This is a genomic window from Pseudomonas sp. O39, assembly GCF_045447295.1.
Classification (GTDB): Bacteria; Pseudomonadota; Gammaproteobacteria; order Pseudomonadales; family Pseudomonadaceae; genus Aquipseudomonas; species Aquipseudomonas antarctica_A.
On the sequence record NZ_JBJGXV010000008.1, the window covers coordinates 110465 to 126646 of the forward strand.

Annotated in this window: 4 protein-coding genes; 2 read left to right on the forward strand and 2 right to left on the reverse strand. The window is 62.8% G+C overall.

Annotated elements, in window-relative coordinates:
• Position 1: 1 nt before the first annotated feature.
• Positions 2–14056 (reverse strand): non-ribosomal peptide synthase/polyketide synthase, encoded by a 14055-nt coding sequence (locus tag ACI77D_RS13685; RefSeq protein WP_407016774.1) that lies wholly within the window; start codon positions 14054–14056, stop codon positions 2–4.
• Between the two features lie 209 nt (positions 14057–14265).
• On the opposite strand from ACI77D_RS13685, the gene ACI77D_RS13690 reads away from it, so the two are divergent.
• Positions 14266–14517 carry a type II toxin-antitoxin system HicA family toxin gene (locus ACI77D_RS13690; protein ID WP_053256594.1) on the forward strand — a complete coding sequence of 84 codons (252 nt, stop codon included), beginning with the start codon at positions 14266–14268 and terminating at the stop codon, positions 14515–14517.
• On the forward strand, positions 14514–14879 hold the full coding sequence (locus tag ACI77D_RS13695; protein ID WP_407016775.1) for a type II toxin-antitoxin system HicB family antitoxin: 366 nt from the start codon (positions 14514–14516) through the stop codon (positions 14877–14879). The genes ACI77D_RS13690 and ACI77D_RS13695 overlap by 4 nt, the downstream gene beginning before the upstream one ends.
• Here ACI77D_RS13695 and ACI77D_RS13700 read toward each other — a convergent pair.
• A complete protein-coding gene (locus ACI77D_RS13700) occupies positions 14862–16052 on the reverse strand; it encodes an MFS transporter (protein WP_407016776.1) in 1191 nt (396 codons plus the stop codon). The two genes, ACI77D_RS13695 and ACI77D_RS13700, sit on opposite strands and share 18 nt — an antisense overlap.
• Positions 16053–16182: the final 130 nt, after the last annotated feature.

A 16182-nucleotide genomic window follows, 5' to 3' on the forward strand; every position in this document is an offset into this window, starting at 1 on the left:
TTCAAATCGCCTCTAGTTCGCTCAAAAAGTCACGTAGATCATCAAAATCTTCCACGCTGCCCGCGCGGAAGGTGGCGGCGGCCTGCACATAGGCACGCAACGTTTCGGTCTGGAACACTTCGACCAAGGGCACTTCCAGGCCCAACTCGACCTGGACCCGCGAAGTAATCTGGATCGCCAGCAAGGAATGGCCGCCGACTTCGAAGAAGTTGTCATCCAGGCCCACTTGCGGCAGGCGCAGCACTTCGGCCCAGATCGCCGCAATCTGCTGCTCCAGTTCGGTTTCGGGTGCCACATAGCGTTGCTGCATCAGGCTCGCATCCGGCGCGGGCAAGCCTTTACGGTCGAGTTTGCCGTTGGGGGTCAGCGGCATTTGCGCCAGGAACATAAAGTGCGTGGGCACCATGTAATCCGGCAGTCGGGTCTTGAGCGCACGGCGCAGGGCGTCACGGAATTCGGCCTGGTTGATCAGCGCGGGATCGGCCGGTACGACATACGCCACCAGCTGCTTGCCGGTCGGCCCTTCCTGGGCCACCACCACGGTTTCACCGACGCTGTCCTGCTCGCGCAGACGGGCCTCGATTTCACCCAGCTCGATGCGAAAACCACGGATCTTCACTTGGTGGTCGACACGGCCAAGGTAGTCCACCACGCCGTCCGGGCGGCCACGGGTCAAGTCGCCGCTGCGGTACACACGGCTGCCGGGTTTGCCGAACGGGTCCGGTACAAAACGCTCGGCGGTCAGCGCCGGACGCTCCAGATAACCCCGGGCCACGCCCTCGCCGCCCAGGTACAACTCACCGGCCACGCCGATCGGTTGCAGGTTCAACTGCGCGTCTAACACGTAGCCACTGCGGTTGCCCAGCAACGTGCCGATAGGCGCATAGACCGCGCCGCAACGGTCGCCCTTGCGTGCCTTCCACAGCAGCGGCGTGACCACGGTTTCGGTGGGGCCGTAACCGTTGAACAGGTAGGTCGGTTTGAGCGCACGCCAGGCCAGGTCGTAGCTCGCCTGCGCCACCGCATCACCACCAAAACAATACACGCGCACCGCCGGCGGGTTGCCGTCGCGTTCGGCATGCTCGGCCAGTTGTTGCAGGTACACCGGCGGAAACACCGCCATCGTCACGTTATGGCGGTGCATTTGTGCGTAGGTGTATTCCGGCAGCCACAGGCTGTCGTCGCGGATCAGCACACTGGCGCCGTTGATCAGCGGGTGCATCCAGCCTTCGTGGGAGCCGTCAAAGGCGAAGGACATGAAGTGCAGTTCGCAATCCGCCGGGCCGGTTTCATAGCGTTCGCCGGTGGCGATGATATGCGCCACGAGCGGGCCGTGCGACACCGCCACGCCCTTGGGCAGGCCGGTGGAGCCGGAGGTGTAGATCACGTAGGCGAGGTTGTCGCCGTCCAGTGCGACCTCTGGTGCGGTGTCGCTGTAATCGGCCCAGCCCTCGGTGCGATCTATCGCCAGGGTGTTCAGCCCTTCAGGTATCGGCAATTGCTGCAACACGCGGGTGTGAGTCAGCAACAGTTGCGCGCGGCTGTCTTGCATCATGTACAGCAGGCGATCACGCGGGTATTCCACGTCCAGCGGCACATACACGCCACCCGATTTCATCACGGCCAGAAATGCCACCATGCTCTCGGCACTGCGCGGCATGGCGATGGCCACGCGCACTTCCGGGCCTACACCACGGGCGATCAGCGCATGCGCCAGGCGATTGGCCTGGCGATCGAGTTCACCGTACGTCAGCGTTTGCGCATCGAATTTTACCGCCACTGCATTCGGGTTTTCCCGAGCACGGTCGGCGACCAATTCGTGCACCAGGCGCTTGGCCGAGAAGCCCGAATCAGTGCAATTCCACAGGTGCAGAATGTGTTGTTGCTCATCAAGGCTGAGCAGGTTCAGTTGCCCGATGGCCTGCTGCTGATCGTCCACCATGCTCTGCAACAGGTTCTGCCAATGCCCGGCCATGCGTTCGATGGTGGTGTGTGCAAACAGATCGGTGGCGTAACTCAGTGATGCACGCAACGCCTCGCGGGATTCCTCCACATCCAGCGCCAAATCGAACTGGGCGACGCCTTCATCCCAGCTCAACACCTCGACCTGCAACCCGGACAAACGCTGCAAATGACTGCCTGCCGACGTCACGCGGTGGTTGAACAGCACCTGGAACAACGGGCTCAGGCTCATGCTGCGTTCGGGCTGCAGCGCTTCCACCAGTTGCTCGAACGGCAGGTCTTGATGAGCCTGCGCTTCCAGGGACCGTTGGCGCACCTGACGCAACAGTTGCGCCACGCTCATCTGGCCGTTGATGTCAGCCTTGAGCACCTGTGTATTGACGAAGAAACCAATCAGCCCCTCGGTTTCAAGGCGGTTGCGGTTGGCGATTGGCACCCCGACGCGCACGTCTTCCTGGCCGCTGTAGCGATGCAGCAAGGCCTGGTAGGCCGCCAGCAACACCATCGGCAACGTGACTCCAGCCTGGTTCGCCAGGCTGCGCAAGCCGGCCAACAGCTGCGGCTTCAACTCAACACCGAGACGCGCACCACGATGGGTTGGAAACGCTGGGCGCTGATGGTCGAACGGCAGCTCCAATACCGGCTGCTCGCCGCCCAACTGCTCACGCCAGTAAGTCAGCTGGCGCGCTTTCTCGCCGGCTTCCATCCAGTTGCGCTGCCACAGCGCGTAGTCGGCGTACTGAATCGGCAAGGTCGGCAACTGCGGCGTGTGGCCGTCGCTGAAAGCCGCATACAGTTTCACCAATTCCTCGACCATCAACTGCATCGACCAGCCATCGGAGACGATGTGATGCTGTACCAGCACCACGACGTGATCGTCGTCGGCCAGGCGCAACAACTTGACCCGCAGCAACGGCCCGCGCAGCAGGTCGAACGGTTGGGCGACGGCCTCGGCCACCTGCCCCTTTAGCCCGGCTTCGTTGGTATCGCAACGTTCGACTTCGATCAAGCCCAGGTCTTCAATCACTTGCACCGCGCCGCCGGCCTCCTGACGCAGACGCGTGCGCAGACTTTCATGACGCGCCAACAGCGTGTCAAAACTGCGTTGCAGCGCGGCCACGTCCAGCGCGCCTTTCAAACGCAGGGCGCTGGGGATGTGGTATGCCGAGCTTTGCGGGTCGAGTTGCCAGAGGAACCATTGGCGCTCTTGGGCGTAAGACAACGGCAAGGGGTGTGTGCGGTCGGCCTTGAGCAGTGCTGGTGCGGTGACGCCCTCCTCGCCCAATGCGCGCACAAAGTCACCGAGCACAGGCTGTTCGAACAGGGTCTTGAGCGCGACTTCCAGCGCCAGTGCCTGGCGTACTCGCGACACCACTCGCGTGGCCAGCAGCGAATGCCCGCCCAGCTCAAAGAAGTGATCGTCGAGGCCCACTTGCGGCACCTCCAGCACATCAGCCCAGATGGCCGCGACTTGCTGTTCGCGCTGACTGACGGGCGCCTTAAAGGCTTCGAGCAACAGCTCGGTATCTGCCTTGGGCAGCGCCTTGCGGTCGAGCTTGCCGTTCGGGGTCAATGGCAGGCTATCAAGGAATATAAGCTGTGCGGGCACCATGTAGTCCGGCAGGCGCTCGCGCAGCGCTGCCTTGTACTGGTTACGCAGCGCTGCCTGCTGTTCGGCAGCGAAAGTCACCAGGTAGGCGATCAAGCGGTCGTTCTCAGCCAGCACCACGACTTCACGCACTGCCGCGTGTTCGCGCAGGCAGGCTTCGATTTCACCCAGTTCGATACGGAAACCGCGCACCTTGACCTGATGATCGACCCGACCGATGTACTCGACCACGCCGTCGGGGCGATAGCGTGCGAGGTCGCCGCTGCGGTACAGGCGTTCGCCCGGGGCACCATAAGGATTGGGCACAAAGCGTTCTGCGGTCAGTGATGGTCGCGCGTGATAGCCGCGCGCCAGGCCAACGCCGCCGATTAACAATTCACCGGCAGCGCCCTGCGGGCATGGCGTCAGTCCGGCGTTGAGAATGAACAACGAGGTGTTGGCAATCGGCCGCCCGACAAAAGGCTGCGCCTCTGACAGACGATGGGCAGCCGACCAGACAGTGGTTTCCGTCGGGCCATAGAGATTCCACACGGGGCCCCGCAGATCGAGCAAGCCTTGGGCAAGGTCGACCGGCAGCGCTTCGCCGCCACACAGGCACTTGATGCCCTGCAACAGCTGGGCGCGCGGGCTTTCCAGCAGCATGCGCCAGGTCGATGGGGTGGCCTGCAGCACACGGGCGGATTGGTTGTGCACCAGATCGATAATCGCCTCCGGGTCGAGGGCCAGTGCCTGGCCGCTCAGCAGCACCGTGCCGCCGACGATCAGTGGGACGTAGAGTTCCAGGGCGAAGATGTCGAACGAGAAAGTGGTCAGCGACAGCACCCGCGCGTCGGAGCCAATCTCCAGGCTACCGGCCATGCCGCAGGCAAAGCTGCACAGCGCCTGATGACGGACCATCACACCCTTGGGCCTGCCGGTGGAACCGGAGGTGTAGATCACGTAAGCCAAATGCTCCGGCGTGATATTCACCTGCGGGTCATGGTCGGCACCGCTGGCGTCTACCGCGTCCACCCACAGCACCTGCAGACCGTCCGGTTGTGCCAGGCGACCATTCAAGTGTGATTGGGTCAGCAACACCCGGGCGCGGCTGTCTTCCAGCATGAAGGCCAGTCGATCTGCCGGGAACTGCGGGTCGAGCGGCACATAAGCGCCACCCGCCTTGAGGGTCGCCAACAGACTAACCACCATGTCTACCGAGCGCTCGACATGCACGGCCACCAGTACGTCAGGGCCAACGCCCGCCGCAATCAGACGATGAGCCAGGCGGTTGGCGCGGCGGTTGAGTTCGCGGTAGCTCAGGGCGTCGCCATTGAATTGCAGCGCACTCGCGCCCGGCGTTGCCAACACTTGCGCTTCAAACAGCTGATGCACACAGCGCGTCTGCGGGTAATCGACGGTGCTGTCGTTCCAGCCATGCACCGTCTGTTGCCATTGCTGCGCGCTGAGCATCGGCAGTTCATCCAACACTTGCGAAGTATCACTCACGACGGCGCGCAACAGGTTCTGCCAATGCTGCGCCAAGCGCTCCAGGGTCGCGGGTTCGAACAGGTCGGTGGCGTAGGTCAGTGACGCCCACAGGCCTTCAGCGGATTCTTCGGTTTCGAGGCTCAGGTCAACTTGCGTGGTGTGGCCTGCCCAATCCAGCGGCTGCAACGCCAGGCCTGGCAGGTGCACAGGGCCGGCCCGCAGGCTGTCCTGGTGATTGAACATCACTTGGAACAGTGGGTTATGGCTCAGGCTGCGCTCCGGTTGCAGCGCTTCTACCAACTGCTCGAATGGCAGATCCTGATGGGCCTGCGCCTCCAGGGCGCGCTGCTTGACCTGGGCAAGCAATTGGCTGAAGGCCATCTGCCCATCGAGGTCGCCCTGAAGCACCTGAGTGTTGACGAAAAAGCCGATGAGCCGCTCGGTTTCAAGGCGATTGCGGTTGGCGATCGGCACCCCGACGCGCAGCCGGGACTGACCGCTGTAGCGATGCAGCAGGGTCTGGAACGAGGCCAGCAAGAGCATGAACAGTGTCACGCCCTCGCGCTGGGCCAGCGCCTTCAGGTCGTTCACCAGCGCAGGGTCAAGCTGGACCTGCTGACGCGCGCCCCGATAACTCTGTACCGCCGGACGCGAGTGGTCCAGGGGCAGCTCCAGCACCGGATGCTCATCGCCCAGGCGCCGTTGCCAGTAGTCGAGCTGGCGCTGTTTTTCACCTGCCGCCATCCAGTTGCGTTGCCACACGGCATAGTCGGCGTACTGGATCGGCAGCGCCGGCAACTGAGCCTGGCCCTGATACAGCGCCACCAGCTCATCCACCATCACGTGCATCGACCAACCGTCGGAGATGATGTGGTGTTGAGTGATGACCAGCACATGGTGCTCGGGCGCGATCACCAGCAGTTTGACGCGCATCAGCGGGCCGCTGCGCAGGTCGAATGGGCGCTGGATTTCTTGCTCCACACACTGCTGGAGCGTCGCAGCCTCTGCCCTCGCCTGCTCGACAGGCATTGCCAGGGCGGAATGGATTACCTGCCAGGTCTGCTCACCGTCTTCAACAAAAGTGGTGCGCAACGGTTCATGGCGCAACACCAGCGCCTGGCATGCACGCTCCAGCGCGTTGATATCCAGTTCGCCGCGCAGATGCAACGCCGTAGGCACGTGATACGCCGCGCTGGCAGGGTCTAACTGCCACAAAAACCATTGGCGTTCCTGGGCGAACGACAGCGCCATCGGCTGCCCGCGCTCCAGAGCCACCAGCGGTTGCGCACTCTGCTGATGCAAGCCTGAACACAGCGTGGCGAATGCTTCCAGCGTCGGTTGCTCAAAAAGTGCTCGCAGCGGGACTTCGCGCTTCAACTCATGCCGCACACGGGAAATCACCTGGGTGGCCAGCAATGAATGGCCACCCAGCTCGAAGAAGTGATCCGTGAGGCCCACCTGCTCGACCTGCAACACCGCTTGCCAGATCGTTGCCAACTGCATTTGCAGCGGGCTTTGTGGCGCCACATAAGCCTGTTGACGCAGGTTCAGGTCGGGCGCCGGCAGCGCACGGCGGTCAAGCTTGCCATTGTGGTTCAACGGCAACGCGGCGAGCAGCACCCAGTGGCCCGGTACCATGTAGTCCGGCAGCGATTGGCGCAAGGTTGCCGCCAGCGTTTGCGCATCCAGAGTCTGCCCATGGGCAGGCACTGCATAGGCGACCAATTGCATGCCGATAGCGCTCGGCTGGGCGATGACGACGGCTTCACGCACCTGCGGCAAGGCTTGCAGGCAGGCCTCGATTTCGCCCATTTCGATGCGGTAGCCGCGAATTTTCACCTGATGGTCGATACGCCCGACGTACTCCAACGCCGCTGCCTCGTTGTAACGGGCAAGGTCGCCGCTGCGGTAAAGCCGTGCGCCCGGCACACTGGAAAACGGGTCCGGCAGGAAGCGTTCAGCAGTCAATGCCGGGCGGTCGAAATAACGCTGGGCCAGGCCCGCTTCGGCGCCAATGCACAACTCGCCGACGCCGTCGGTGGCCAGCAGCTCGAACCCGCTGTCGAGCACATACAGCGAGCGACCTGCGATCGCCCGACCAATCGGCACACCGAACGCATCACTGGCATCCGCCAGTTGGCACTCGTGCACGCTGGACACCACCGTCGCCTCGGTCGGCCCATAGGTATTGACCAAGCGCACATCGCCCAGCCCCGCCGCGTGCCAGGCGCGCACGCCTTCCACCGACATGGCCTCGCCGCCCACATGCACTTGGCGCAGGTTGCCCAAAGTACGGCGGTCCAGCGCACATTCCCTGGCCAGCAGGTACCAGTAGGCAGCCGGCAAGTCGGCCAGGGTCACACCCTCCTCGACGATCTCCTGTGCCAGCTGCCCGACGTCCCACAGTTCATCGCCGCGCATGATCAAGGCGGCGCCCACACACAGCGGCGGGTAGCACTGCTCAACAAACCCGTCGAAACTGAACGTCGCAAATTGCAGCACGCGGTCTTCGGCACACAGGCGGCTGTAAGCCTCGGCGCTGTCGCAGAACTGGCCGAGGGCGGCATGGTCGATGGCTACGCCTTTGGGCTGGCCGGTAGACCCGGAGGTATAGATCACGTAGGCCAGGTCGGCAGCCGCCGCCGAGTTGGCTGGATTGGTCGCCGGGTAATTGGCCAGCTCTTCACCGCACGCGCTGAACGCCACGCGCATCAGCCCTTGCGGCAGCGGCAGATCGGTGAGCAAGCCGGTTTGGCTGAGCAGCAGGTCCAGGCGACTGTCCGCCAGCATGTAGGCCAAGCGTTCGGCCGGGTATTTTGGGTCCAGCGGCACGTAGGCCGCGCCAGTTTTGAGCACCGCCAGCAGGCTGACGATCAACTGCGGCCCACGCAGACTGGCGAGGCCCACCCGTTGGCCCGGCCCTACGCCGAGTTCCATCAGGCGGTGGGCCATACGGTTGGCTCGCGTGTTGAGCTGGGCATAGCTCAGGCGCTCACGGCCCGCCTGTACCGCCAATGCGTCAGGTGTGGCGTGGGCCTGCGCGGCGATGCGCTCGTGCACGCGCTGATGACGCTGGGCGCCGCCGAGCGATTGGCTGAGTGCGAGCACCTCGTGTCGTGTGTCGGCATCCAGCAGCTGCAAGTTGCCTAAAAGTACGTGCGCGTCCGCCACCAGTTGCGTCAGTAGGTGACGCAGGTTAGCGCCCAACCGCGTGACCTGTTGCTCGCTGAAGCGGGCTCGGTCGTAGCTGAATTCCAGGCGCAGACTGGCACCCAGCTCGACGCCCAGGGTCAGCGGGTAGTGAGTGCGCTCATGGTTGTGCAGCCGGCCGAATGTCAGGCCTGCGGGCGCGCCTTGCTTGAGCGCTTCGGCCACCGGGAAGTTTTCAAACACCAGCAAGGTGTCGAACAACGCCGCGCCTTGCTGACCGGCCCACGCCTGTATGTCGTAGAGCGGCACGTGTTCATGGTCGCGCAAGCTGAGGTTCAGGGCTTGCAACTCACTGAGCCAAGCGCTGGCCGATTGAGCGGGCGAGGCGGCACTGATGATGGGCAAGGTGTTAATGAACAAGCCCAGTTGCTGCTCGATTCCCGGCAACGGCGCTGAACGCCCGGCGACGGTGGCGCCGAACGCCACGCAGTCCTGGCCGGTGTAGCGTTGCAGCAACAGGCTCCAGGCGCCTTGCAGCACCGTATTGAGCGTGACTTTTTGTTGGCGGGCAAACTCGCCGAGGGCCTGGGTAAAGTCGTTGCCCAATGCCACTTGATGGTCAGCCATGCCCACGCCGTCGACCGGCGCCCGCAGGGCCTGGGCCAGCAACGTTGGCGCTTGCAACGGCGCCAGGGCATTTTTCCAGAAGGTCTCGCCGCTGGGTTGCTGTTGCAGCCAGCCCAGGTAATCGCGGAACTGCCCCAGCGGCGCCGCCAGCGCCTGGCCTGCATAGTGGGCAATGACTTCGCCAAGCAGCTGCGCGTTACTCCAGCCATCCATCAGGATGTGATGACTGGTGAAGATGAAGTGCCAGGTGGACCCGGCGCCGCGTACCAACATCAGGCGAAACAGCGGCGCGGCGTTTAGCTCGAAACCGCGTGAACGCTCGGCATCAGCCAGCGCATCGGAGTCGACAGCCACGTCTTCGATCACTTGCAATTGCACGTCGACCTGACGCTGGATCACCTGGTGGGCACTGTCCAGGCCCAGCCAGTGGAAGCTGCTGCGCAAGATGTCATGCCGGTCCAGCGCCGCTTGCCAGGCACAGCCGAAGGCAAGCAGATCCAGGCCTTCAATATCCAGGCGAAGCTGGTTGATATAGGCCTGGGCCTCGGGCTCATACAACGTGTGGAACAGCATGCCCTGTTGCATTGGCGATAGTGGGTAAAGGTCAGCGATTTGCGGGCCGGGTACGGGCAGTGCATCCAGCTGCTGTTGGGTGAGGCGTGCCAGCGGGAAGTCCGACGGCGTCACCTGCCCTGCCGGCGTTTCGCAGCAATGTTCGATCAACGCCTTGAGTTCCGTGGCGTACTCATCCGCCAGGCGCTGAATGGTCGCAGCCTTGAACATCTCACGGCTGAAGCCCCATTGCAGGGACAGCTCCCCGCCGTACACCTGCCCTTCCACCGTCAACCAGTTGGCCAATGGGGCTTCAGGGTCTTGAGCCTGGCCGCTGCTTTGCGCGGCCGGTACGAACAGTGCCGAGTCGTTGAACTGGCGGTCGAACTGCCCCAGGTAGTTGAAGGTAATGCGCGGCGCGGGCAAACCAGCCAGGGTCTTGTGCGATTGGGGGTTGCCCAGGTAGCGCAGCAGGCCGTAGCCCACGCCCTTGTCCGGGACCGCGCGCAGTTGCTCCTTGATCGACTTGATCGCGCTCGACAGATCGCCATGGGCCTGCAAACGCACCGGGAACAAACTGGTAAACCAACCGACAGTGCGGCTTAGGTCGAGGGTGTCAAACAAGTCTTCGCGACCATGGCCCTCCAGCTGGATCAACGCGCCGGCCTGGCCGCTCCAACGGCTGATCACCCGCGTCAACGCGGTCAGCAACAGGTCGTTGACCTGGGTGCGATAGGCCGCCGGCGCATCCTGCAGCAGTTGGCGGGTTTGCTCGGCATTGAGGCGGGTTTCGAGCTTGGCGCCCAGGCGATTCTGCAGGCCACCTTGAGGGTTGTCGCACGGCAGGTCAGCGTCGCAGGACTGCGCCTGCCAAAAAGGCAGTTGGTCCTGGAGGGTGTGCGCATGGGCCTGCAGCTGCTGCGCCCACTGCTGGTAGCTGCTGGTCTTGGCCGGCAATGCGGCTTGGCGATAAGCCTGTTGCAGGTCTTCAAGCAGGATGCGCCAGGAAACGCCGTCGACCGCCAGGTGATGGACCACCAGCAGCAGGCGCTGGCTGCCATCGGCCATTTGCACCAAGGCTGCGCGTAACAGTGGGCCGTGCTCCAGGTCCAGGCTGCGCTGGGCTTCATCGCATAGCGCAGCCAGCTCGGCGTCGGTGCTGACGGTGGATCGCCACAGTGTGGATTGCGTGATCGGAGCGCCGTGGGCTTGTTGCCAGCCAGCGGCTTGCTGCGTAAAACGCAGGCGCAGCGCATCGTGGTGGTTGATCAGGTGCGTCAGGGCTGCATCCAGCCGAGCAGGCTCCAGCGCTTCGCGCGGCGTGAGCAGCAGCGACTGGTTCCAATGGTGACGAGCCGGGATTGCCTGGGCGAAAAAGCCATGCTGCACGGGCGTCAGGATTGCTTCGCCAGTCACCGGGCCTTGATCAATAACGGTCGCCTGTTCAAAGCTCGCCACCAGCGCCAGGCTGCGCACGCTCTGGTACTGGAACAGGTCGCGAGGGCTGAGGCGAATCCCCGCCTGGCGGGCGCGGCTGACCACCTGGATGGAGATGATCGAATCGCCGCCCAGCTCAAAGAAGTTGTCGTCCAGGCCGACTTGCGGGGCGCCGAGCACATCACCCCAGATCGCCGCCAAGGCTTTTTGAAGCTCAGTCGAAGGGGCAATAAACGCTTGTTGCGGCGCCGCATCGGGCAGCGGCAGCGCCTTGCGGTCAAGCTTGCCATTGGCGGTCACCGGCAGTTTGGCCAGGGTCACGAAGTGAGTCGGCACCATGTACTCCGGCAAGCTGCTGAGCAGCCACGCCTTGAGGTCCGTGGGCTCTTCGTTCTCGAGTACCAGGTAGGCGACCAATTGTTTACCGCCCTGTACCAACACCACCGCCTCACGCACCGAGGGGTGCTGCATCAAGCGTGTTTCAATTTCGCCCAACTCGATACGCAAGCCGCGCAGCTTGACCTGATGATCGAGACGGCCGAGGTAGTCGATTACGCCGTCGGCTCGCTGACGCACGCGGTCGCCGGTGCGGTAAAGGCGCTCGCCGTTGACGAACGGGCTCGACACAAACCGCTCGGCGGTCAGCGCCGGGCGGCGGTGATAACTGCGCGCCAGGCCAGTGCCGCCCAGATACAGCTCGCCGGACACACCGGCCGGCACCGGGTTCAGCTCGGCGTCGAGCACATAGGTGGCGAGGTTGGCGATCGGGCGGCCGATAGGCACGCTGTCGGCACCTTCATCCACACAGGTCCAGTGGGTCACGTCGATCGCGGCTTCGGTGGGGCCATAGAGGTTGAACAAGTCGGCCCCTGACAGCTTGGCGAACACCTGCACTTGCGCATCTAGCGGTAAGGCTTCGCCACTGCAAACGATACGCTTGAGGCAGGTGCAGGCGTGTACGCCCGGCTCATGGATAAACGCCTGCAGCATCGACGGCACAAAGTGCAAGGTGGTGATGGCGTGACGGCCAATGGTCTCGATCAAGCGCGCGGGTTCGCGGTGTTCGCCAGGCGCGGCGACGACCAGACGTGCGCCGGTCATCAGCGGCCAGAAGAACTCCCAGACCGAGACGTCAAAACTAAACGGGGTTTTCTGCAGGACTGCATCGCTGGCATTCAGGCCATAGGCCTGTTGCATCCAGCAAAGACGGTTGACCAACGCACGATGGCTGTTGCCGGCGCCTTTGGGTTTGCCGGTGGAGCCGGAGGTGTAGATGACGTAGGCCAGGTTGAGCGCGTGGATATCCACGGCAGGCGCTTCGATGCTGTAGCCCTCGAGCCAGGCTGGCGCTTGGTCCAGGGCAATCACCTGGAGGCCTTCAGCGGGCAGCAACGCCAACAGGCTGTGCTGGCTGAGCAGCAGCGTGATGCCGCTGTCTTCGATCATGTACGCCAGGCGCTCCCGAGGGTATTCCGGGTCCAGCGGCACATAGGCGCCACCCGCCTTGAGGATCGCAAGCAAACCCACCACCATTTCGACGGAACGCTCGACGCAGACCCCCACCAGCACATCCGGGCCGACACCTCGCTCACGCAAGGCATGGGCCAGTTGGTTGGCGCGGGTGTCGAGCTGGGCATAGGTCAACGTGGTGGCGCCAAATACCAGGGCTGGCGCGTGCGGCGTGCGCTGCACCTGGTCTTCGATCAGTTGATGAATACCCACGTCGGTCGGGTACGCCTCGGCGGTCTGGTTCCAGCGATGCACCAGGCTTTGCTGCTCATCAACATCCAGCATCGGCAGCTCGCCGATGCGCTGTTCACCATCGGCCACCATGGCCTGCAACAGGCTGATCCAGTGCCGGGCCATGCGCGCAATGGAGGGCGCGTCGAACAGGTCGTTCGCGTAGGTCAGCGCGGCGTACAGGGTGCCGGACTTTTCATAGGTATCGAGGGTCAAGTCGAACTGCGTGGTACGGCCCTGCCACTCCACAAGTGCCAGCTCCAGGCCGGAGGCGGTGCTGACCGAGGCGATGTCCGCGACCACCGGCTGATGGTTGTACATCACTTGGAACAGCGGCGTATGGCTGAGACTGCGCTCGACTTTCAGTGCTTCCACCAAGCGTTCGAATGGCAGCTCCTGATGGTCCTGCGCGCCCAGCGCGTGCTCCTTGATGCTTTGCAGCAATTGGGCAACACGGGTCTGCCCGGTCAGCTCCGTGCGCAGCACTTGGGTGTTGACGAAGAAACCGATCAGCCCTTCGACTTCACTGCGGTTGCGGTTGGCGATCGGCACGCCAACACGTATATCGCCCTGCCCGGTGTAGCGATGCAACAGCACGTTGAAGGCGCCCAGCAGCAGCATGAACAGGGTGACGTTGTGCTGTTGCGCGCAACTGCGCAGTTGCATGGCCAGGCCCGCGTCGATCGCGAAATTATGGCGCGTGCCCTGGTAGCTGGGCATGGCCGGGCGCGAGCGATCCGTCGGTAACTCCAATACCGGATGCTCATCACCAAGACGCGCCTGCCAGTATTCCAGCTGACGCGCCTGCTCCCCCGCTTCCAGCCAGCGACGCTGCCACAGGGCGTAGTCGCTGTACTGGATCGGCAACGCCGGCAATTGCGGCGCCTCGTTGCGCTCGTGGGCGTCATAGCAGCGGATGAACTCGTCGATCAGCACATTCATCGACCAGCCGTCGGAGACGATGTGGTGCAGGGTCAGCAGCAGCACGTGCTCCTGCGCGTCGAGCTTGAGCAACTGCACACGCAGCAACGGGCCGTGCTCCAGATCAAACGGCAGCAGCGATTGACGTGTTGCCGCGTCATTGACGGCCTGCTCGCGCTTATCGGGGGCCAAGGTGCTGAAGTCCAGACGCTCGACGGCCAGCGACGGCTCTATCGCCACCTGAATCAGGCGCTCATCGGCCTGGCACTGGAACACCGTGCGCAAGGTTTCATGCCGAGCCACCAGGCTGGCGAACGCTTGCTCCAGCGCCCCGAGGTTGAGTTCACCCTTTAGCCGCACTGCGCCGGGCAAGTTATAGGCACCGCTGGCCGGGTCCAGTTGCCAGAGAAACCACATGCGCTGCTGCGCGTAGGACAGCACCTGGCGGTCCTCCACGTCCACCCCTGCAGGAATCGGAAACCGGGAAAAGTCCACGCCTTCTTTTTGCAGGGCCTGTAGGAAAACCTGGCGTTTTTCCAGGGGCAACCCGATAAACCGGCGAGCAAGTTTCAAGGAGTCTTCAGCATTCATTTCTTGGAGTCCGGAGCAATAGGCGGGAAGCACAAAGGCACGTCGTCCCTATAAAACGAACCGGGCGGGGAAAAATTAGCGGGGGGTGGGAGGCGTGGAGCGAGGTGTCATCAAGGGTTACATCAATCTTGGGAAAGACACACAAACCCGAGTTAGCATTGACGGACACCACTTTTTGCAACTACATTTAGTTACACGAAGGGATCGCCGTGTCAAAAAATGAAAAGCTGCTCGCCAAACTGCTCAACGAGCACATGGCCTTTACCTGGCCAGAGCTCGTAACGCTGCTGCATCGCTTGGGCTACACACAGATTGAAGGGGCTGGAAGCCGCGTCAAGTTCGACATCGGCGACCCCAGTGCAATGATCAGCTTGCACAAGCCTCACCCCGGCAACGAACTGAAACACTACATTCGGCGCCAGATCATCGAACAATTGAAATCAGGAGAACTGATTCAGTGAACAACCAACTGAAATACAAAGGCTACATCGGCTCTATCGAAGCCAGCCTCGAAGACAACTGCCTGTTCGGCAAGATTCTGTTTATCAAGGCCTTGGTCAGCTACGAAGGGAAAACCGTCGCAGAGCTGGACGCTGCGTTCCGTGAGGCAGTCGATGACTACCTCGCGACATGCCACGCACTGGGGCAAACGCCGGAGAAGCCTTGCAAGGGCTCATTCAACGTACGGGTCGGCCATGACCTGCATTTGGCGGCGGCACTGGCCGCGACCCGTAAAAAAGTCACGCTCAATGACCTGACGCGCCAGGCGTTGAATGAGTTTTTGCAGCATCACTGCGCAGAACCTCTACCCGTGCTCAGTTGACGGCCCCAACCGCCGATACCCAAGCGCTGCCGAGCCCAGCACAATCGCACCGGCCACCAACGCCACCCAAAATCCGCTGGTAGCACCGAAATGATCGATCATCCAACCGGAGCTGGCAGCGCCAATGGCCACGCCGATGCTCAGGCCGGTGATCAGCCAGGTCATGCCTTCGGTCAGGCGGCTGGGCGGCACGACCTGCTCCACCAGGGCCATGGACACGATCAAGGTCGGGGCGAAGAACAAACCGGAAATAAAGATCGCCACCGCCAACCCGGTGATATTGGTCACCAGCAGTAACGGTAAAGTGGTCAACGCCGTTGCCACGCCGCAGAACAGAAACTGGCGGGGCAACGGCGCCTTGAGCTTAAGGATGCCAAATGCCAAACCCGCCAGGCACGAACCGATGGCATACACCGAAAGCACGATGCTTGCCGCCGCCGGTTGGCCCTGATATTGGGCAAAGGCCACGCTGACCACATCCACGACGCCGACGATCACGCCCATGGCCAGCAACAGGATCATCAGGATCAGCACCGAAGGTGATGCGATCAGCCAACCGCCGTGATGCCCCGTGTGCTCATGCACGGGTGGTTCTGTCGCGCGTTGCAGCACGAAGGCCGTGACACCCACGGCCAGCAACACTGCCGCTACCAAAGGTCCTGCCTCGGGAAAGAGCACGACACACAGGCCTACGGAGATCGGCGGGCCGATGATGAAACACACCTCATCCAGCACAGACTCCAGGGCAAACGCGGTTTGCAACCTGGGCTGACCGCGCAACAACTCGGTCCAACGGGCCCGCACCATGGCCGACATGTTCGGCATACAACCGGCAAAGGCGGCGAACAGGAACAAGGTCCAGCTCGGCGCCTGCAAGCGTGTGCACAGCAACAACAGCAACAACGCCCCGCCCCCCATCATAGCGGCGATTGGTAGCACCTTGCCCTGGCTGTGCCGGTCTACCAGCCGCGACACCTGCGGCGCGCAAAACGCCGTTGCCAGGGCGAACACCGCCGCCACCGCGCCCGCCAGGCCATAGCCACCGTGTACTTGCGAAAGCATGGTAATCAGGCCGATGCCCGTCATCGATATCGGCATGCGCGCAAGCATGCCCGCCAAGACAAAAGCCCTGCTACCTGGGACCTGGAACAACTCGGCATAGGGATTTGCCATCCTGCTTAACCTCTTCCTTTGCGCCTTGAAACTTGCTATCCGCGGTTATCAAGGCAATATACATACGGCGCGTATGTGGCGGAGCATGCGTAACATACGCACCGTATGTCAATCACTCACTAGCCCAATG